Genomic DNA, 20,064 nt, shown 5'->3' with positions numbered 1-20,064 from the left:
CGCGGTGTTTTTTTTTGAAATCACTAGACTGCGCTTCTTGCTTCCGTTGCCCGAGATAACAATCCATGTACCGTGATCGTATCCGCTTGCCTTCGTTGTTGGATAAGGTGATGAGCGCCGCCGACGCTGCCGCTCTGATTGAGGACGGCATGACCGTCGGCATGAGCGGCTTCACCCGCGCCGGTGAAGCCAAGGCCGTGCCCCATGCCCTGGCCGAACGGGCCAAGGTGACCCCGCTGAAAATCAGCCTGATGACCGGCGCCAGCCTGGGCAACGACCTGGACAAGCAACTCACCGAGGCCGGGGTCCTGGCCCGGCGCATGCCGTTCCAGGTCGACAGCACCCTGCGCAAGGCGATCAACGCCGGCGAAGTGATGTTCATCGACCAGCACCTGTCGGAAACCGTCGAGCAGCTGCGCAACCAGCAGCTCAAGCTGCCGGACATCGCGGTGATCGAGGCCGTGGCCATCACCGAACAGGGCCATATCGTGCCCACCACCTCGGTGGGCAACTCCGCCAGTTTCGCGATCTTCGCCAAGCAGGTGATCGTTGAGATCAACCTGGCGCACAACCCGAACCTGGAAGGCCTGCACGACATCTATATCCCGACCTATCGTCCGACCCGTACACCTATTCCCCTGGTGAAGGTCGACGATCGCATCGGCAGCACGGCGATTCCGATCCCGGCGGAAAAGATCGTCGCCATCGTCATCACCAACCAGTCCGACTCGCCATCCACCGTCTCCACCCCGGATAGCGAAACCCAGGGCATCGCCAATCACCTGATCGACTTCCTCAAGCAGGAAGTCGATGCCGGGCGCATGAGCAACAAGCTCGGCCCGCTGCAGGCCGGTATCGGCAACATTGCCAACGCGGTGATGTGCGGCCTGATCGAGTCGCCGTTCGAGAACCTGACCATGTACTCCGAAGTGCTGCAGGACTCGACCTTCGACCTGATCGACGCCGGCAAGCTGAGCTTCGCCTCCGGCAGCTCCATCACCCTGTCGAGCCGGCGCAACGCCGATGTGTTCGGCAACCTGGAGCGCTACAAGGACAAGCTGGTGCTGCGCCCACAAGAGATCTCCAACCATCCGGAAGTGGTGCGCCGCCTGGGCATCATTGGCATCAACACCGCGCTGGAGTTCGACATCTACGGCAACGTCAACTCCACCCACGTCTGCGGCACGCGGATGATGAACGGCATCGGCGGCTCCGGCGACTTCGCCCGCAACGCGCACCTGGCGATCTTCGTCACCAAGTCGATTGCCAAGGGCGGGGCGATTTCCAGCGTGGTGCCGATGGTCAGCCACGTGGACCACACCGAGCATGACGTCGACATCCTGGTCACCGAGATCGGCCTGGCCGACCTGCGCGGCCTGGCGCCACGTGAACGGGCCCGGGTGATCATCGACAACTGCGTGCATCCGTCCTACCGCGAAGCGTTGAACGACTACTTCACCAAGGCCTGCGCCCTGGGCGGCCACACGCCACACATCCTGCGCGATGCCCTGAGCTGGCACATCAACCTGGAAGAAACCGGGAAAATGCTCGCCGAGTGATTGATACAGTTGGCAGCTGACGCAAACACCGTTTCGTCAGCTGGCCGACCACCCGCCAATGATCGTCAAAAACTGTACTGCTGTACCGGTATTTTCCCCGCCTAAAACCGCCACCTCATCACTCAAAAGCGCACAAATGCACCAAAAAGGTGCTGACAGGTACAGTTGCGCCTTTTCGGAACAGTACAGCCCCTATAAACAGTTAACTGGTCCCTCACAATACAGGTGAACTGTATCTACAGAGTCTTGCACCGGAAGAGGATCATGGGCACCAGTTAAACCACTACCTGATCCCGCCACAAGCGGAAGGATGTCAACCATGGAACGTACACTCAGTTCCGAACTGTTCTTCGAAGACAAAGCTGCAAAAACCCAGGCTTCCCTGCCTCTGCGCGTTATCGCCAACCTGATGCTGTGGCAGCGCCGCATCTCCAGCCGCCACCAACTGGCTCGCCTGGATTCGCGTCTGCTGGCCGATGCCGGGATAAGCGAAGCACAACGCTACGAAGAGCTGAGCAAGCCGTTCTGGCGCTAACTCAGCGTCGCTGGCTCTGACCCACCGGGTCCACCGCCAGCACCCCGAATTGCACACACAAGACCCGTCGCGGGAAACCGCGACGGGTCTTGTCGTTCTGGCCTGGAAAAAATGGTTCGCAACACAAATACAGCCAAGTTGATTGCGATAGGTACAGTTTTATCAAACATAACAATTAACCAGTACAATTTTGCCCTGGTGTATCTGTATGACTGCCCTCCAACCGTCGCACCATGACGCTGCAGCAAGCCCATCGCTCGGCTGCTCAAGGAGGAAAGCACCATGGACTCATGCTCCGGCAAACCCGACACCGACCTTCCGGCCACCTCATGCAGCACAGCCTTCAAGCGCTGGATCACGGCCCTCGCCAGCATGATGGAGCGGGCCCGCACCCGCCGGTTGCTGGCACAGATGGACGAACGACAACTGTCGGACAGCGGCATCAGCCATGGCGACAGGGCAGCAGAACTGCACAAGCCCTTTTGGCGCTAACGCCCGACACCACGCTGTGCGAACGCAACAGCTCAGCCTAATATCTGCAGCGACGTAGCGATTTTTACCTAAGCTGCGTCAGAACAATCAGACACAGCACCTCGCAGTGGCTGCCCGGCGTCTCACTCAGCGCCCTTAATCTGTCTGTCCATTCACAGGAGTTCCCCATGTCCCGTCTTCGCCTGCTCGGCGCTGCCGCATTGCTGACCCTGGCCGCCAATGCCAACGCCACCAGCCTGATCGTGACCACCGACGCCATCGTCGGCGCGCTCAAGGCCACCACCGACGCCACCTCCGACGCCACCTCCTCCCTGCGCGACAACAAGATCGTACGTGCCGCTCGGGATGACGCCGCCAGCTTCGTCGCCACCGACGGCGCCATTCGTGGAGTGAAACTGGAAAGCGCCTTCAACCACATTCGCCAACAGGTCCCCCAACTGCAGGCCACTGACGCCCAGCTGGCCCAGGCCATCCTGGCGATCTGAACGAAGATTTCAGGTGCGCCTACGCACCTGAAACCCTCTGCGCTGGCCCTGTCCGGACCATTGCGCTAGCCTTGGCGCTGTTTTTCAGCTGTCGAGACTCATGGGTTTGTTCCGAATTTCGCTTTTTGCTCCAGTATTCATCGCCGTCTGTTGGGCCGGCTCGGTGCAGGCATTCGACCTGACCACCCAAAGCTCGGTCGTCACCGTTTACGCCACAAGCCAGGTGACCTCGGCGCCCTTCGACCATAAACTGCTGCTCGCCGCCCAAGACGACGCCGCCGCCTTCGTGGCAACCGACGGCCAACTGCGTGGCGCGCGCCTGGAGTCCGCCCTGAGCTATCTGCGGCACCACCGGGCAAAACTTCATGCCAGCGACCTTGAACTGGCGCAGGCAATTCTCGTCCAATAGTCACCCCTGTTATTCCGGAGTCGTTCCATGCGTAGCCCGCTGATTGCCGCCACCCTTGGCCTGCTGTTGTTGGCCGACGTGGCCCAGGCACACACCCTGGTGGCCACCAGTAACATCATCGTCCGTGCCTCTGGCCGCACGATCGATTTCACCTCGGACACCACCACGTCGATCCGCGACTCCAAAGTCGTGCGTGAAGCCCATGACGATGCCGCCAGCTTCGTCGCCAGCAATGGCGATATCCGTGGCGCCCAATTGGAAGCGGCGTTCACGGCCCTGCGCACCCAGTTGCCGGAAGCCCGCGACGCCAGCGATCAGGTCCTCGCCGAAGCCATCCTCGCTCTGTGAAACCCGTCCTCGCCTGGCTGCTGGCCGGGACCCTGGCGCTGCTCTGCGGCACCGCCCAGGCCGACCTGCAATTGCGCCTCAAGACCGATGGCTTGAGCCCCGCGCAACAACACGCCAGCCAGGCGCTGCTGGATGAAGCGATGCAGGCACTGCCGCCGCGCTTCATCCAGCAACTGGACCGCACCATCGACGTCGGCTGGACCGACCAGATGCCCGACAACGCCTATGGCGAGGCATCCCTGGTATCGGCACTGGACCTCAATCGCGCCCTCTTGCCAAGCCTGACCGACGGCTCCGCCGCTACCCAGAAGACCAGCCGCCCCCACGGCACCGTGCGCCGGGAAATGCTTGCCACGGTGCTCCACGAACTGACCCACATTTACGATCGCGCGCGTCTATGGCCCAGTGCCGAACGCAGCCTGATCCAGCGCTGTACCCGCAAGAACAGCACCTCCGGTCCGATCGGCCTGCCGGATGAGTGCCGCGGCCAGAACGACCGGCGCTTCACCCTCAGCGATGACCCGCGCCTGCTGGACCTGGCCGGCTGGCCGCAATATGTCGGGCGTCGCGGAGAACGGGAACAGCACAACCGCCAGATCGCCCGCAGCCCGGACCTCTACGAGATCACCAACCCGAAGGAATTCGTCGCGGTGAACATGGAGTACTTCCTCCTCGACCCGAGCTACGCCTGCCGCCGCCCGGCGCTGTACCGCTACTACCAGGAACATTTCGGCTGGGCCCCGGCCGCCAAGGACCACTGCGCCCAGTCCTTCGCCTTTCTCAACGCCGGCAACGACTTCGCCAAGACGCCGCTGGGCAAGGTGGACCCGGAACGGGTCTACGCCGTGGACTATCTGCTGGCCGAAGCCAACCAGAACTGGGTCAGTCGCTGGGGCCACAGCATGCTGCGCCTGGTGATCTGCGCCCCGGGCCGTCCCCGTGGGCCGGATTGCCGCCTCGACCTGGACCAGCACCTGGTGCTGTCCTACCGCGCTTTTGTCGGCGATGTGCAGCTGTCCAGCTGGGACGGCCTGGTGGGCAAATACCCGTCGCGACTGTTTGTCCTGCCGCTGTCGCAAGTCATCGACGAATACACCAAGACCGAACTGCGCAGCCTGGCCTCGGTGCCCTTGAAACTGTCGCGCAGCGAGATCGAGGAGGTGGTGGAGCACGCCGCGGAAATGCACTGGAGCTACGACGGCAACTATTACTTCCTGTCCAACAACTGCGCGGTGGAAAGCCTCAAGCTGCTGCGCAGCGGCAGCAACAACAAGCAACTGATCGGCCTCGACAGCATCATGCCCAACGGCCTGCTGGAAGTGCTCAAGGGCAGGGGACTGGCGGACACCAGCGTGCTCGACGACCCACGCGAGGCACTGCGCCTGGGCTATCGCTTCGACTCCTTCCGCGACCGCTATCAGGCGATGTTCGAGGTGATCAGGAAGCACTTGCCGATCAAGCAGGCCAGTGTCGAAGACTGGCTGTCGCTGAACGCCGAGGAGCGCCGGCGCTGGTTCGACCAGGCCGACTTGCGCACCAGCGCTGCCTTGCTGCTGCTGGAGCAGGCCAGCTATCGCCGGCAACTGCTGCTGGCCCAGGACGAGGTCAAGCAGCGCTACCTGGGCGCTCGCGAGCTGAAGAACGGCGGCATGGAAAAGGCCAACAAGACCTTGCAGGAAATTCTCGCCAACAGCGGCTTCCTCAGCCGCCCGGCGGAACTGCTGGGCAGCAGCGGCTATGGCTTGCCACAACCTGGTGAATGGCAACGCCTGGAGTCCGAAAGCAGCGAGCGGCAAAAGCAGCTGCAATCCTTGACCGGTGAACTGGACAAGGAAGTGCGAGCCCTGCTGGAGCCGGAGCGGGCCGCTGAGATTGCCGCCAACGAGGCCAACCTGAAGCAGGTGGGCGAGCATCTGCGGGCTCTGCACAAGGCGGCGGGCGGGCTGGAACTGCCGTAGCCACCGGCGGCGAAAGGGCCCAAGGCTCCGGCCTGGAAGCTTCCTGCCAAGCCATCGGCGGCCTTGAGAACCGCGCTAACGCTGCGCGCCTGCGGCAGGGCCTACAGGGTTTCTTGCGACTCTTGCGGCAGGTGCTGGTCCAGGTGCAGCCAGGGCAGGCGGCTGTCGGTCCAGATGTGCCGGTCCGCCGGCGCCAGCTCCGGGTGGTCCAGGGTGGCGATGGTGACATCAATGCTGTCCGGGCTCAGGTGGGTGACCAACGCCAGGTGAGCCCCACAGTTGCCGCAGAAATAGCGCGCGCAACTTGCAGAAGAGTCGTAGCGGGCGGGAACCCCCTCCAGCCAGGTGAAAGCCGAGGCGGGCAGGGTGATCCAGGTGGTCACCAGGCCGCCACTGGTCCGGCGGCAGATCGAGCAATGACAGTGGGCGATATCCCGCAGCGGCCCGCTGAACTGGTAGCGCAGCCGCCCGCAGTGGCAGCCTCCGGTGTGCAACTCACTCATGTGCATCCCTCCTGTGGGCCAATGCCCGTTACTGTATGCCACTGGTCGCCTGGCGGAACATCCAGCCTTTCCTTTCAACGGCGAAAGCTGGCTGAAAGCTTCCCCGATTAGCATCGCCTCCACTACCGGCAACAGACCGGTTGGCCACAGCGGGCGTTTCTCGCGCTCCCGGCCCTATTAACAACAACAATGGTGATTCTGATGTCCGCTCGTACCCGCCTGTTCGCTACAACTCCTCCCGTACGCCTCGTGCTTGCCGTTCTGCGCTGATCCCACCCGGTTCGCCATTCCCTAGCCGCGCTACGCCTGGAGTATTCCCATGCTGACTTTCCTTGGCTTTGCCATGGTCATCACGTTCATGTTCCTGATCATGACCAAGCGCCTGTCGGCGCTGATCGCGCTGATCATCGTGCCTATTTTGTTCGCCCTGTTCGGCGGTTTCGCGCCGAAAATCGGCCCGATGATGCTCGAAGGCATCACCAAGCTGGCGCCCACCGGCGTGATGCTGATGTTCGCCATTCTGTATTTCGCCCTGATGATCGACTCCGGGCTGTTCGACCCGGCGGTGCGCAAGATCCTCAAGCTGGTCAAGGGCGACCCGCTGAAGGTTTCGGTGGGTACAGCGGTGCTGGCCCTGGTGGTGTCCCTGGACGGTGACGGCGCCACCACCTACATGATCTGCGTGGCCGCCATGCTGCCGCTGTACAGCCGCATCGGCATGAGCCCGCGGATCATGGCCGGGCTGATCATTCTCGCCGGCGGCGTGATGAACATGACTCCCTGGGGCGGCCCCACCGCTCGGGCCGCCAGCGCCCTGCACGTGGACCCCTCGGACATCTTCGTGCCCATGATCCCGGCGATGCTCGCCGGCGTGGTGGCGATCCTGCTGATCGCCTACCTGTACGGCAAGCGTGAGCGGGCGCGCCTGGGCGAACTGCACCTGGCGGGCGACGAGATCGACCACAGCGAAATCAGCGTGTCGCAGTACCCGGATGCGCGCCGGCCGAAGCTGATCTGGTTCAACGGCGCCCTGACCTTCGCCCTGATGTGCGCGCTGATCGCCGGCCTGTTGCCGCTGCCGGTGCTGTTCATGGTGGCCTTCAGCATCGCCATGATCGTCAACTACCCCTGCCTGCAGCAGCAGAAGGACCGGGTCGCGGCCCACGCCGGCAGCGTGCTGGCGGTGGTCGGGCTGATCTTCGCGGCGGGCATCTTCACCGGCATCCTGTCGGGCACCGGCATGGTCGACGCCATGTCCAAGAGCCTGCTGGCGGTGATCCCGGACGCCCTGGGGCCGTACCTCGCGGTGATTACCGCGCTGGTGAGCATGCCGTTCACCTTCTTCATGTCCAACGATGCCTTCTACTACGGCGTGCTGCCGGTGCTGGCCGAAGCCGCCAGCCACTACGGCATCACCGCGGTGGAAATGGCCCGGGCGTCAATCGTCGGCCAACCGGTGCACCTGCTCAGCCCGCTGGTACCCTCGACCTACCTGCTGGTGGCCCTGGCCGGCATCGAGTTTGGCGACCATCAACGCTTCACCCTCAAGTGGGCAGTGCTGGTCTGCCTGTGCATAATGTTCGCCGCTTTGCTGATGGGGATCTTTCCGCTGTTCAGCACGCTTTAAAGGCAATGATTCCCCGCCCGGGCCGGCGTCACGGCCCGGGCCATAACACTCGCGCAAAGGACTACACATGGAATGGCTGACCAACCCGGAAATCTGGGTTGCCTTCTTCACCCTGACCGCCCTGGAAATCGTCCTGGGCATCGACAACATCATCATGATCTCGATCCTGGTCAGCCGCATGCCCAAGCACATGCAGCCGCGCACCCGGATCTTCGGCCTGGCGCTGGCCATGGTCACGCGCATTCTGTTGCTGCTGTCGATCACCTGGGTCATGCGCCTCACGGCCGACCTGTTCGTGGTCTTCGGCCAAGGCATTTCCGGGCGTGACCTGATCCTGTTCTTCGGCGGCCTGTTCCTGCTGTGGAAAAGCTCCCAGGAGATGTACCACGCCCTGGAAGGCGAGGACGAAACCCTGGATGAGCCCAAAGGCAAGGGCGGCAACTTCTTCTACACCATCATCCAGATCGCGATCATCGACATCGTCTTCTCCCTGGACTCGGTGATCACCGCGGTGGGCATGGTCTCCCACGTACCGGTGATGGTGGCGGCGATCATTGTCGCGGTGCTGGTGATGATGCTGGCCGCCGGGACCATCAGCGAGTTCATCGACAAGCACCCGTCGCTGAAGATGCTCGCGCTGTCGTTCCTGCTGGTGGTGGGTACGGTTCTGATCGCCGAGGCCTTCGACGTGCACGTGCCAAAAGGCTACGTCTACTTCGCCATGGCCTTCTCCCTGGCGGTGGAAGCCATCAACATCAAGATGCGCACCGCCATCGCGAAGAAGAAAAAACAGCAGGATCCGGTGAAACTGCGCAAGGACGTTCCCGGTCAATAACCGCGAATACGCGTCAGGAACAAGGGGCTTTCGAGCCCCTTTTTCACGTCTGCAGCCGGTTGTTTTCATGACAGTTTTGTTTCAAACACCGCTTGAGCTATGCGATGCTGGCGCCCTGTGCGTTAGCCAACTACAGCTTAAATACATAACGTAGAACCTCGCGCAACAACGTCCACTGGCCCCGCTTGGGGCTCTTCACCCCAGGGGGGCCCTCTCATGCTGACCCTGCTCAATCTGCTTTCCGCCGTGGCCCTGCTGATCTGGGGCACGCACATCGTCCGTACCGGCATCCTGCGGGTCTACGGTTCCAACCTGCGCCATGTGATCGGCCAGAACATGGCCCGACGACCGCTGGCCTTCGTTGCCGGCATCCTGGTGACGGCCATGGTCCAGAGCAGCAACGCCACGGCGATGCTGGTGACCTCCTTTGTCGGCCAGGGCCTGATGGCCCTGACCCCGGCGCTGGCGACCATGCTCGGCGCCGATGTCGGCACCGCGCTGATGGCCCGGGTGCTGACCTTCGACCTGTCGTGGCTGTCGCCGCTGCTGATCTTCCTTGGGGTGATCTTCTTCCTCTCGCGCAAGCAGACCCGTGCCGGGCAGCTGGGCCGGGTCGGCATCGGCCTGGGCCTGATCATCCTGGCCCTGCAACTGATCGTCGAAGCCGCCGCACCGATTACCCACGCCCAGGGGGTGAAGGTGCTGTTCGCCTCGCTGACCGGCGACATCCTTCTGGATGCCCTGATGGGCGCGGTCTTCGCCATGGTGTCCTACTCCAGCCTGGCGGCGGTGTTGCTCACCGCCACCCTGGCCGGGGCCGGCGTCATCAGCCTGCCGGTGGCCATCGGCCTGGTGATCGGCGCCAACATCGGCAGCGGGGTGCTGGCCTTCCTCGGCACCAGCATGCAAAACGCCGCCGGCCGCCAGGTGGCCCTGGGCAGCCTGCTGTACAAACTGATCGGCCTGTTGCTGATCATCCCGGTGCTCGACCCCCTGGCCCACTGGATGGACAGCCTGGACTTCAGCCCCCAGGAAGTGGTGATCGGCTTCCACCTGCTGTACAACACCGCGCGCTGCCTGTTGCTGCTGCCCAGTGTCGGCCCCATGGCCCGGCTCTGCACCTGGCTGCTGCCGGAACGACCCCAGGACAATGGCCGCGCGCGCCCACGGCACCTGGACCCGGCCGCCCTGGCCACCCCGAGCCTGGCCCTGGCCAACGCCGCCCGGGAGACCCTGCGCATCGGCGATCTGATCGACAACATGCTGGAAGCCATGCGTGATGTGCTGCGGGGCAAACAGACCGCCATCACCCAGGAGTTGCGTGCCCTGAGCGATGATGTCGAAGCGCTGTACAGCGCCATCAAGCTGTACCTCGCGCAGATGCCCCGGGAGGACCTCAGCGAGCAGGACAGCCGACGCTGGGCGGAAATCATCGAACTGGCGATCAACCTCAAGCTGGCCAGCGACCTGATCGAACGCATGCTGCGCAAGGTCCAGCAGCAAAAGACCTCGCAACGCCGATCCTTCTCCGACGTCGGCCTGGAAGAACTGACCGGCCTGCATGGCCAGCTGATCGCCAACCTGCGCCTGGGACTTTCGGTGTTCCTCAGCGCCGACCCGGAAAGCGCCCGGCAACTGCTGCGGGAGAAGCGCCGCTTCCGCGCCCAGGAACGGCGCCTGGCCCACGCCCACGTCAGCCGCCTGCAGCGCAAGATCGTGCAAAGCATCGAAACCAGCTCCCTGCACCTGGAACTGATCGCCGACATGAAGCGTCTCAACTCGCTGTTCTGCAGCAGCGCCTACGTGGTCCTGGAAACCTCGGACACCGGAGCCCTGCAAGTCGAAGACATGGCTGACATCACCCATTCACCCTGAACGTCCAGAGTTACATGCAGTCTCTAAAACTTACGCACGCCGTAAGGAAGCTTGTTATGCGTTGTCTGTTATTCGCCTGCCTGCTGCTGGGCAGCGCACAAGGTTGGGCCCTGGATCGTTTCCAGGTCGAAGGCTACACCCTGCCCAACGGCCTGCAGCTGCTGCTCAAGCCCGGTAGCGAACGCGGCCACGTGGCGATCCGCCTGGTGGTGGGGGTCGGCCTGGACGATTTCGCCTGTGCCGACAAGGAACTGCCGCACCTGCTGGAACACCTGCTGTTCAGCGGCATCGACGCCAGCGGCGAAGGCGGCCTGGAAGAGCGCATGCAAGCCCTGGGCGGCGAATGGAATGCCTACACCAGCAATGCCGACACCACTTTCGTCATCGAGGCCCCGGCGAGAAACCAGCGCAAGGTCCTCGACCTGCTGCTGTCACTGCTGACCCGCACCCGCCTTGACGACAACGCCGTGGCCGCCGCCAAACAGGTGGTGGAGCGCGAAGACGGTGGCCATTACTCGCACCTGCAGCGCTGGCTCGACCGCCAGGACCTGGGCCACAAGGCCGGCAACCAGCTGGCGGTGGAGCTGGGGCTCAAATGTGCCGAGCGCGCCGAGGTCGGGCACCTGACCCTGGCCCGCCTGGAGCAGGTGCGCCGGGACTGGTACGCCCCCAACAACATGACCCTGATCGTGGTCGGCGAACTCGACCGCCTGCTGCCGGCCTATCTGCAGCGCACCTACGGTGCCCTGGTTCCGGTGGAGCCCAGCGAGCACCCCGATTTGCCGCAGATCCAGGGCACGGCCGCCGCCGAGCGCGACCTGATCCATGGCTGGGTCGGGCAGAGCGCACAGCTGCACTGGCTGTTTCCCGAACCCCTGCTGGAACAGCAACACGACGAGACGTTCGACCTGCTCAAGGACTACCTGGACTGGGCGCTGTACCGTCAGCTGCGCCTGGAGCACGAACTGTCCTACGGCCCCTGGAGCGATCGGGAAGTCTTCGGTGGGGTAGGGTTTCTCAGCCTCAACGCCGACCTGGAGCGTGATGCGCTGCCCCAGGCCCGGAACGTGGTCGAACAGCTCAAGGCGAGCCTGCTCAAGGACGGCCTCGACCCGGCCACCTTCGAACGCCTGAAACAGGCCGCCATCGACCGCCAGGCCTGGGCAGTGCAAGGCAACAGCGCCCTGGCGGACTACTACTGGAGCGCCCTGGGAGACTTCGACAACGGCCGTTTCAGCGACCCGGCCAAGCGCCTGCGAGCAGTCAGCCTGGACCAGGCCAATCGGGCCCTGAAGCAACTGCTGCAACAGCCGGGCTACCTGCGCATCGAAAAGCCGCTGCTGGGCGATGAACAACTGCTGTGGCTGGGCGCCGGCCTGCTGGGCCTGATCCTCTGCGCCAGCCTCGGCGCCTGCCTGTGGCACCGTCGGCGCCCCGCAAGTCGGCTGTAGCAGGAGCACAGGCATTGGCCCCGCAGCTTGCATCCGACGGCGGGGCCGGGCCGCGTTGCAGGCTCCAGCCCGGGCAAGCTCCCTCGCCACGGGCAGCGGCCAACGGTATCCTGTCGCGGTTTTTCCCTGCCCAGACTGTGACCCCGCCCGATGCCTAACCTGACCCTCTATATTCAGCGCGTTCTGGAACTGATCAAGCGCTACCCGGGGGTCATTGCGCTCGGCGGTTTCATCTCCGGAGTCGGCAGCTTCATCCTGGTGGACCGACAGCAGAGCCTGGCCTCGTGGATCGCCGTGATCCTGCTGGTGAGCTGGCTCTGGCTGATGCTGGAAAACAGCCTGACCCAACTGTTCACCAAGGTCTTCAAGCGCGAGATCCCCCAGCCGCTGCTGCGTTACGCCACGCAGATGATCCATCAGGAAAGCCTGTTCTTCGTCCTGCCGTTCTTCTTCATCACCACCAGCTGGAACAGCGGCCAACTGGTGTTCACCGGCTTGCTGGGGGCGGCAGCACTGATCTCCATCACCGACCCGCTGTACTACAAATGGCTGGCCCCGCGGCGCTGGCTGTTCCTCGCCCTGCACACCCTGACGCTGTTCGCCGCACTGCTCACCGCGCTGCCGTTGATCCTGCACCTGACCACGGCCCAGAGCTTCAAGCTGGCCCTGGGCATCGCCATGCTCCTGTCCTTCCCCAGCCTGGCGTCGATCCTGCCGATCCGCAGCCTGCGCAGTGCCCTGGCGGTGCTGTGCATCACCCTGGCCATCGGCAGCACCGGCTGGCTGCTGCGCTCCTGGGTGCCGCCGGCCACCCTGTGGCTGACCGAGGACGCCATCAGCACCCAGCTTCAGGACCGCACGCCGGGAGACAGCCTGGAACAGGTCAGCAGCCGCCAGGTGCGCAGCGACGGCTTGTACGCCTACACCGCGATCAACGCTCCCCGGGGCCTGGACGAGCGCATCTATCACGTCTGGCAGTTCAACGGCAACGAAGTGGACCGCATCGCCCTGGATATCCACGGCGGGCGCAAGGAGGGCTACCGCGCCTGGTCCCACAAGCAGAATTTCCCGGCCAACCCGGCGGGCAACTGGCAGGTGCGGGTCATCACCGAGGACGGGCAGGTGATCGGCGTGCTGCGTTTCGAGATCACCGATCCAGATCAAGATGCGGCCAAGAGCGGCGAGGCAAAGTAACGGCGATCGTGCTATTACGTAGCACTGCGCAATCGCCACGCAAGCTCGGAGCTTATGAATACCCGCATGACGCCCGGCACCGCTCAACTGGACAACGCCCACTCTCCGGCGCAACTGCGCATCGGCGGCGACTGGACGCTGGCCCACTACAGCGACCTCAAGCGTCTCTGCCAGAGCCTCGACGGCCACTACGACAGCAGCACCCACATCGACCTCAACGGCCTGGGAGCCCTGGACACCGCCGGCGCCTCGCTGCTGGTGGAGCTGCTGGGCGCCGAGCGCCTGGGCCAGTCCGCCGAACACCCGGGCTGCACCCTGTCCAGCGCCGACCGCGCGCTGCTGCACACGGTCTATAGCTCGCTCAACGATTTCTGTGTGCCGGTCAGGGAGCCGGAGATTTCCGTCAGCGTGCAATTGCTCTCGCGCATCGGCAGCGCGGTCTACACCGTCTGGCAGGACACCCTGAAAGCCCTCGGCTTCATCGGCCTGATTCTCGAAACCCTGGCCCGCGGCCTGCTGCGCCCCAAACGCTGGCGCATCACCCCGGTGGTGGCGCATATCGAACAGACCGGCCTCGACGCCGCCCCCATCGTCGCCTTGCTGACCTTCCTGGTGGGCGCTGTGGTGGCCTTTCTCGGGGCCACGGTGCTGGCCAATTTCGGCGCCAGCATCTTCACCGTGGACCTGGTGGCGTTTTCCTTTCTACGGGAGTTCGGCGTCCTGCTCACCGCGATTCTCATGGCCGGACGCACCGCCAGCGCCTTCACCGCACAGATCGGCTCGATGAAGGCCAACGAAGAGATCGATGCGATCCGTACCCTGGGCCTGGACCCGATGGAGCTGCTGGTACTGCCCCGGGTCCTGGCATTGCTGGTGGCGCTGCCGATGCTGACCTTCCTGGCGATGCTCTCGGGAATCATAGGCGGCGCCGTGGTCTGTGCCCTGTCCCTGGATATCTCGCCGGCGATGTTCCTTTCCCTGCTGCATTCGGACATCGGTGTTAAGCACTTCCTGCTGGGCCTGGTGAAAGCGCCGATCTTCGCCTTACTGATCGCCGCCATCGGTTGCCTGGAGGGTTTCAAGGTCAGCGGCAGCGCCGAGTCGGTGGGGGCCCACACCACCTCCAGCGTGGTGCAGTCGATCTTCGTGGTGATCGTCATCGACGCCGTGGCCGCGCTGTTCTTCATGGAGATGGGCTGGTGAGCCGGGCACCGCGGGCACCTGCCGAGGCAGTGATCGAGGTCCGGGGCCTGTGCAATCGCTTCGGCAAGCAGAGCGTGCACGAGAACCTCGACCTGGACGTGTACAAGGGCGAGATTCTTGGCGTGGTCGGCGGCTCGGGCAGCGGCAAGTCGGTGCTGCTGCGCAGCATCGTCGGCCTGCGCCAGCCCAGCGAAGGTTCGGTACGGGTGTTTGGCCAGGACCTGCCGAGCCTGCCGGAACAACAACGCTCGTTGATCGAACGGCGCTTTGGCGTGCTGTTCCAGAAGGGCGCGCTGTTCACCTCGCTGACAGTGACCGAGAACGTCGCCCTGCCACTGATCGAACATGCCGGGCTGTCTCGCGCCGACGCCGAGCACCTGGCGGCGGTCAAGCTGGCACTGGCCGGGCTGCCACTGTCGGCGGCGGACAAATACCCGGCCTCGCTGTCCGGCGGCATGATCAAGCGTGCGGCCCTGGCCCGCGCCCTGGCTCTGGACCCGGACATCCTGTTTCTCGACGAACCCACCGCCGGCCTCGACCCGGTGGGGGCCGCCGCCTTCGACCAGTTGATCCTGACCCTGCGCGATGCCCTGGGCCTGAGCGTGTTCCTGGTCACCCACGACCTGGACACGCTCTACACCATCACCGACCGGGTGGCGGTGCTGGCGCAGAAAAAAGTGCTGGTGGCGGACGCCATCGACGTGGTCGCCGAAACCCCGGACGAGTGGATCCACCAGTACTTCCATGGCCCTCGCGGCCGCGCGGCCTACCAGGCCGCTACACAGACCAACGAGGGATGACATGGAAACCCGAGCCCATCATGTACTGATCGGCCTGTTCACCGTGATCGTGGTGGCCGGCGCCCTGCTGTTCGGCCTGTGGCTGGCCAAGTCCAGCGTCGACAGCGCCTTCCAGGACTACGAGATCGTCTTCAACGAGGCGGTCAGCGGCCTGTCCAAGGGCAGTGCCGTGCAATACAGCGGGATCAAGGTCGGCGATGTGGTCAACCTGCGCCTGGACCCCAAGGACCCGCGCCGGGTGCTGGCGCAGATCCGCCTGGGCAGTGAAACCCCGATCAAGGAAGACACCCAGGCCAAGCTGGCCCTGACCGGCATCACCGGCACCTCGATCATCCAGCTCAGCGGCGGCACGCCGCAAAGCCCGCCCCTCAAGGGCAAGGACGGCCACCTGCCGACCATCATCGCCTCGCCATCGCCCATTGCCCGCCTGCTGAACAACAGCAACGACCTGATGACCGGGGTCAACCTGCTGCTGCACAACGCCAACCGCATGTTCTCCCCGGACAACGTGGAACGGGTCAGCAGCACCCTGGACAACCTGCAGAAAACCTCGGCGAGCATCGCCGGCCAACGTGATGACCTGCGCCAGCTGATGCAGCAGCTGGGCACCATCAGCAAGCAGACCAGCGCCATGCTGGAACAGACCACCGCGCTGATGCGCAACGCCAACGGCCTGCTCAGCGACCAGGGCAAACAGATGGTTGGCAGCGCCGCACAGGCCATGCGCAACCTGGAGCAGAGCAGCGCCACCCTGAACACCTTGCTGAGCAACAATCAGGACTCGCTGAACAACGGCATGCAGGGCCTCAACGGCCTGGCGCCAGCGGTACGCGAACTGCGCGAGACCCTGGGCTCGCTGCGAAGCATCACCCGCCGCCTGGAAGCCAACCCCGGCGGTTACTTGCTGGGTAACGAGAAGAACAAGGAGTTCACGCCATGAAGCGTGCCGATCGCCTGTTTGCCCCCCTGGCCCTGAGTGCCGTACTGGCCCTGACCAGCGCCTGCTCGATCCTGCCCAAGGGCGAGCCGCTGGACATCTATCGGCTACCGGTGAGCCAGGCTGGCGCCACGGCCCCGAGCCAGGCCCTGCCGTGGTCCTTGCAGCTGCTCAAGCCCCAGGCCAGCGATGCGCTGAACAGCGCGCGGATCGCGGTGATTCCCCAGGGCAATCTGATCAGCAGCTACAAGGCTTCGCGCTGGAGCGACCCGGCGCCGATCCTGCTGCGCAACCGTCTGCTGGACGGCTTCCAGCGCGATGGCCGGGTGCAGCTGTTGAGTACCGATGACAGCAACCTGCAGACCGACCTGGCCCTGGGCGGCGACCTGCAAGCCTTCCAGACCGAATACCAGGGCAGCGCCGCCCAGGTGGTGATCCGCCTGGATGCGCGGCTGATACGTGGCAATGACCAGAAGATCCTCGCCAGTCGACGTTTTGAAGTGCACCAGCCGCTGACTGAAACCGCGGTGCCGGCGGTGGTGACGGGATTTGGCCAGGCCGGCGATGCGCTGACCCGCCAGGTGGTGGATTGGGCGGTGGGGCAGGGCAATCGGGCGCTCAAGCATTGAGCGCCCATTCGCCGGCAAGCCGGCTCCTACGGGTGGTGTAGGAGCCGGCTTGCTGGCGAAGACTCGGTCAACTCAGCCAAAGAACCAGTAGCAAACCGCAATCGCCGCCACCACGCCGGCGAACTCCGCCAGCAAGGCACAGCCCACGGCGTGCCGCACCCGCTGGATGCCCACCGCGCCGAAGTAGACCGCCAGCACATAGAAGGTGGTTTCGGTGCTGCCCTGGATGGTCGCCGCCACCAGGGCCGGGAAGCTGTCCACGCCCTGGGTCTTCATGGTTTCGATCAGCATGGCCCGGGCGGCACTGCCGGAGAACGGCTTGACCATGGCGGTGGGCAGGGCATCGACGAAGCGCGTGTCCCAACCGGCCCAGGCCACCAGGTGGCGAATGCCGTCGAGGCCGAAATCCAGGGCCCCGGAAGCCCGCAGCACGCCGATGGCGCAGAGCATCGCCACCAGGTACGGCAAGAGGTTCTTGGCCACCTCGAAGCCTTCCTTGGCGCCTTCGACAAAGGCCTCGTAGACCTTGACCTTGCGCAGCGCGCCAATCACCAGGAACAGCATGATCAGCCCAAACAGCGTGAGGTTGCCGAGGATCGACGACAGCGACGCCAGGGCCGTGGCCGAGAGGGTCGCCAGCAAGGCCATGAAGGCGCCCAGGGCCAGGGCCCCGGGGATCAGGTAGGCCAGCACCACCGGGTCCCACAGACGCAGGCGCTGCATCACCGCCACCGACAGCAGGCCCACCAGGGTCGAGGCACTGGTAGCCAGGAGGATCGGCAGGAACACCAGGGTCGGGTCCGCCGCGCCTTGCTGGGCGCGGTACATGAAGATGGTCACCGGCAGCAGGGTCAGGGACGAGGCGTTGAGCACCAGGAACAGGATCTGCGCATTGCTGGCGGTGGTGGCGCTGGGATTGAGCTCCTGCAAGGCACGCATGGCCTTGAGGCCGATGGGCGTGGCGGCGTTGTCCAGGCCCAGGCCGTTGGCGGCGAAGTTCAGGGTGATCAGGCCCAGGGCCGGGTGGCCGGGCGGCACCTCCGGCATCAGGCGCTTGAACAGCGGACCCAGGACCTTGGCCAGCCATTCGACGATGCCGGCCTTCTCGGCGATCCGCAGAAAGCCCAGCCACAGGGTCAGGGTGCCGAACAGCAGCACCATCACCTCCACCGACAGCTTGGCCATGGCGAAGATGCTTTCCACCATGGCGGCGAAAATCCCGGCATTGCCGCCCACCAGCCACTGGGCCATGGCCGACACGGTCGCCACGACAAAGAAGCCAAGCCACAGGCCATTGAGCATCGGTCATACCCCTCGAAAGATGCGGCGAATGATAGCGGGGCGGGCAGAAACGACAAACCCCGGATTAACCGGGGTCTGTCATCTGTAGGAGCCGGCTTGCCGGCGAAGGCGAGCCTCAGGCATGTGCAGGGCTTGGGGGCTCTTCGCTGGCAAGCCAGCTCCTACGCAGTAGGCGCTTAGCCCTTGGTGATTTCGCCGGCAGGCAGCTTCTCTTTGCTGCGCCAGTGCGGCAGGGAGTTCCAGTAGCGCTGGCCCTTGGCGTCGTCGTACATGCCTTCCCAACGAGCGATGACCAGTACCGCCAGGGCGTTGCCGATCACGTTCAGGGCGGTACGCGCCATGTCCATCACACGGTCGACACCGGCGATGAAGGCCAGGCCTTCCAGCGGAATGCCCACGCTGCCCAGGGTGGCCAGCAGCACCACGAAGGACACGCCCGGAACCCCGGCAATGCCTTTGGAGGTGACCATCAGGGTCAGCACCAGCAGCAATTGCTGGCTGATGGACAGGTCGATGCCGTACAGCTGGGCGATGAAGATGGCCGCGATGCTCTGGTACAGGGTCGAACCGTCGAGGTTGAAGGAGTAGCCGGTCGGCACCACGAAGCTGCAGATGGCTTTCGGTGCGCCGTAGGCTTCCATCTTCTCGATGACCCGCGGCAGCACGGTTTCCGAGCTGGCGGTGGAGTAGGCGAGCACCAGCTCATCCTTGAAGATGCGCATCAGCTTGAGCACCGAGAAGCCGAACAGGCGGGCGATCAGGCCGAGGATCACGAAGGCGAAGAAGGCGATGGCCACGTAGACCAGGATCACCAGCTTGGCCAACGGCAGCAGGGAAGCGAAGCCGAAGTTGGCGACGGTCACCGAAATCAGCGCGAATACGCCGATGGGGGCGTAGTTCATGATCATGTGGGTGACTTTGAACATGCTCTCGGAGACGCCCTGGAACATCTTCACCAGCGGCTCGCGCAGATCGGACTGCAGGCTCGACAGGCCCAGGCCGAACAGCACCGAGAAGAAAATGATCGGCAGCATCTCGCCGCGGGCCATGGCCGCGAAGATGTTCGACGGAATCAGGTTGAGGATGGTCTCGATGAACGCATGTTCATGCTGCACTTCGGCGGCGGTGGCCTGGTACTTGGAGATGTCCACGGTGCCCAGGGTGCTCATGTCGATGCCTGCGCCCGGATGGAACAGGTTGGCCAGCAGCAGGCCGACGACGATGGCGATGGTGGTGACGATTTCGAAGTAGATGATGGTCTTCAGACCGATGCGGCCAAGTTTCTTGGCGTCGCCGACCCCGGCAATGCCGACGATCAGGGAGGAGATGACGATCGGGATCACGATCATCTTGATCAAGCGGATAAAGATATCGCCCGCAGGTTGCAGGACGTTGCTGACCCACCAGGCTTTTTCAGCACTGAAATGATTGAGTAGCGCGCCAATCGCAATCCCAAGGACCAGACCGATGAGGATCTGCCAGGCGAGGCTTAATTTTGCCTTCTTCATATCATTACCCTTACTTCAGTTGGACTCGGGCTGATGCGCGAACTGGAACGCTCAATGGCGGAAAAGTTTGTGCATCGGCCCCCGTATAAGGTCATCCCGAGCGAGCATTTACAGCTCTGTGCGGGCGAAAAAAGGCGCAACTATTCCGATGCAAGGGGGGAACGTCTAATGCCGTAAACGCCTACCCTATGCCGAATCGGCATGAGTTTTTCCAAATAAAACGAACGTCCCAACCGGTTCGAATACGACATTTCGGCAGGCATAAATGCCGTGAAACGGCCATTTCAGGCGGCGTGCAGGCATGTCGGAGAGGTCAGGAAAAGGTCGTAAAAAACATGGGAATGTTCTGATTCGGTCGCCTGGAAACGCTGCGATTATTCCGCAAAGTTTCTCGATATACGGTCGCAGAGAAAC

General features: G+C 63.8%; 19 protein-coding genes. 16 read left to right on the top strand and 3 right to left on the bottom strand.

All coding sequences use genetic code 11. The features are described from left to right. Positions 1-65: 65 nt before the first annotated feature. The 7 genes from POS17_RS00585 (at position 66) to POS17_RS00555 (ending at position 5,786) form a co-directional block, all read left to right on the top strand. On the top strand, positions 66-1,559 hold the full coding sequence (locus POS17_RS00585; protein ID WP_060836908.1) for an acetyl-CoA hydrolase/transferase family protein: 1,494 nt from the start codon (positions 66-68) through the stop codon (positions 1,557-1,559). Between the two features lie 319 nt (positions 1,560-1,878). After that, the gene (locus tag POS17_RS00580; protein ID WP_003220409.1) at positions 1,879-2,094 is read left to right on the top strand and encodes a DUF1127 domain-containing protein; all 216 of its coding nucleotides are present in this window, start codon (positions 1,879-1,881) and stop codon (positions 2,092-2,094) included. Between the two features lie 282 nt (positions 2,095-2,376). Further along, a complete protein-coding gene (locus tag POS17_RS00575) occupies positions 2,377-2,586 on the top strand; it encodes a DUF1127 domain-containing protein (protein WP_060836907.1) in 210 nt (69 codons plus the stop codon). A gap of 167 nt (positions 2,587-2,753) precedes the next feature. Continuing rightward, positions 2,754-3,071, top strand: coding sequence for a DUF2388 domain-containing protein (locus POS17_RS00570; RefSeq protein ID WP_060836906.1), 318 nt, complete (start codon positions 2,754-2,756; stop codon positions 3,069-3,071). Positions 3,072-3,171: 100 nt separating this feature from the next. After that, positions 3,172-3,480, top strand: coding sequence for a DUF2388 domain-containing protein (locus POS17_RS00565; protein ID WP_060836905.1), 309 nt, complete (start codon positions 3,172-3,174; stop codon positions 3,478-3,480). A 27-nt stretch (positions 3,481-3,507) separates the two neighbouring features. Next, positions 3,508-3,828: a DUF2388 domain-containing protein gene (locus POS17_RS00560; protein WP_016963715.1), complete on the top strand. Its 321-nt coding sequence runs from the start codon at positions 3,508-3,510 to the stop codon at positions 3,826-3,828. Then, positions 3,825-5,786 (top strand): DUF7844 domain-containing protein, encoded by a 1,962-nt coding sequence (locus POS17_RS00555; RefSeq protein WP_060836904.1) that lies wholly within the window; start codon positions 3,825-3,827, stop codon positions 5,784-5,786. The genes POS17_RS00560 and POS17_RS00555 overlap by 4 nt, the downstream gene beginning before the upstream one ends. A 101-nt stretch (positions 5,787-5,887) precedes the next feature. On the opposite strand, the gene POS17_RS00550 is transcribed toward POS17_RS00555, so the two are convergent. Next, entirely contained in the window at positions 5,888-6,289 is a 402-nt protein-coding gene (locus POS17_RS00550) for a GFA family protein (RefSeq protein ID WP_060836903.1), read from the bottom strand. 319 nt (positions 6,290-6,608) lie between these two features. On the opposite strand from POS17_RS00550, the gene POS17_RS00545 reads away from it, so the two are divergent. The 9 genes from POS17_RS00545 to POS17_RS00505 all read left to right on the top strand — a co-directional run bounded on the left by POS17_RS00545 (position 6,609) and on the right by POS17_RS00505 (position 16,840). Continuing rightward, entirely contained in the window at positions 6,609-7,916 is a 1,308-nt protein-coding gene (locus POS17_RS00545) for a CitMHS family transporter (RefSeq protein ID WP_060836902.1), read from the top strand. 67 nt (positions 7,917-7,983) lie between these two features. Then, positions 7,984-8,751 (top strand): TerC family protein, encoded by a 768-nt coding sequence (locus tag POS17_RS00540; RefSeq protein WP_060836901.1) that lies wholly within the window; start codon positions 7,984-7,986, stop codon positions 8,749-8,751. Between the two features lie 216 nt (positions 8,752-8,967). Then, on the top strand, positions 8,968-10,626 hold the full coding sequence (locus tag POS17_RS00535; RefSeq protein ID WP_060836900.1) for a Na/Pi cotransporter family protein: 1,659 nt from the start codon (positions 8,968-8,970) through the stop codon (positions 10,624-10,626). A gap of 56 nt (positions 10,627-10,682) precedes the next feature. Continuing rightward, positions 10,683-12,077, top strand: coding sequence for a M16 family metallopeptidase (locus POS17_RS00530; RefSeq protein WP_060836899.1), 1,395 nt, complete (start codon positions 10,683-10,685; stop codon positions 12,075-12,077). 150 nt (positions 12,078-12,227) lie between these two features. Continuing rightward, positions 12,228-13,271 (top strand): DUF5924 family protein, encoded by a 1,044-nt coding sequence (locus tag POS17_RS00525; RefSeq protein ID WP_060836898.1) that lies wholly within the window; start codon positions 12,228-12,230, stop codon positions 13,269-13,271. Between the two features lie 54 nt (positions 13,272-13,325). Beyond that, positions 13,326-14,474, top strand: a complete 1,149-nt coding sequence (locus POS17_RS00520; protein ID WP_060836897.1) for an ABC transporter permease — start codon at positions 13,326-13,328, stop codon at positions 14,472-14,474. Continuing rightward, complete coding sequence (locus tag POS17_RS00515; RefSeq protein WP_060836896.1) at positions 14,471-15,274, top strand: ABC transporter ATP-binding protein; 804 nt, start codon at positions 14,471-14,473, stop codon at positions 15,272-15,274. The genes POS17_RS00520 and POS17_RS00515 overlap by 4 nt, the downstream gene beginning before the upstream one ends. A 1-nt stretch (position 15,275) precedes the next feature. Beyond that, complete coding sequence (locus POS17_RS00510) at positions 15,276-16,214, top strand: MlaD family protein (protein WP_060836895.1); 939 nt, start codon at positions 15,276-15,278, stop codon at positions 16,212-16,214. Then, positions 16,211-16,840, top strand: a complete 630-nt coding sequence (locus POS17_RS00505; RefSeq protein WP_060836894.1) for an ABC-type transport auxiliary lipoprotein family protein — start codon at positions 16,211-16,213, stop codon at positions 16,838-16,840. The genes POS17_RS00510 and POS17_RS00505 overlap by 4 nt, the downstream gene beginning before the upstream one ends. A gap of 72 nt (positions 16,841-16,912) precedes the next feature. Here the strand turns inward: POS17_RS00505 and POS17_RS00500 are convergent, their stop codons facing one another. Together POS17_RS00500 and gltP are read right to left on the bottom strand one after the other, a co-directional pair. After that, positions 16,913-18,142, bottom strand: coding sequence for a nucleoside recognition domain-containing protein (locus tag POS17_RS00500; protein WP_060836893.1), 1,230 nt, complete (start codon positions 18,140-18,142; stop codon positions 16,913-16,915). A gap of 176 nt (positions 18,143-18,318) precedes the next feature. Continuing rightward, positions 18,319-19,650, bottom strand: coding sequence for a glutamate/aspartate:proton symporter GltP (gene gltP / locus POS17_RS00495; RefSeq protein WP_060836892.1), 1,332 nt, complete (start codon positions 19,648-19,650; stop codon positions 18,319-18,321). Positions 19,651-20,064: the final 414 nt, after the last annotated feature.

Source organism: Pseudomonas sp. Os17 (assembly GCF_001547895.1).
Taxonomy (GTDB): domain Bacteria; phylum Pseudomonadota; class Gammaproteobacteria; order Pseudomonadales; family Pseudomonadaceae; genus Aquipseudomonas.
The sequence above is the reverse complement of the archived record's forward strand: the minus strand, read 5'-3'. Positions and strand labels throughout refer to the sequence as shown.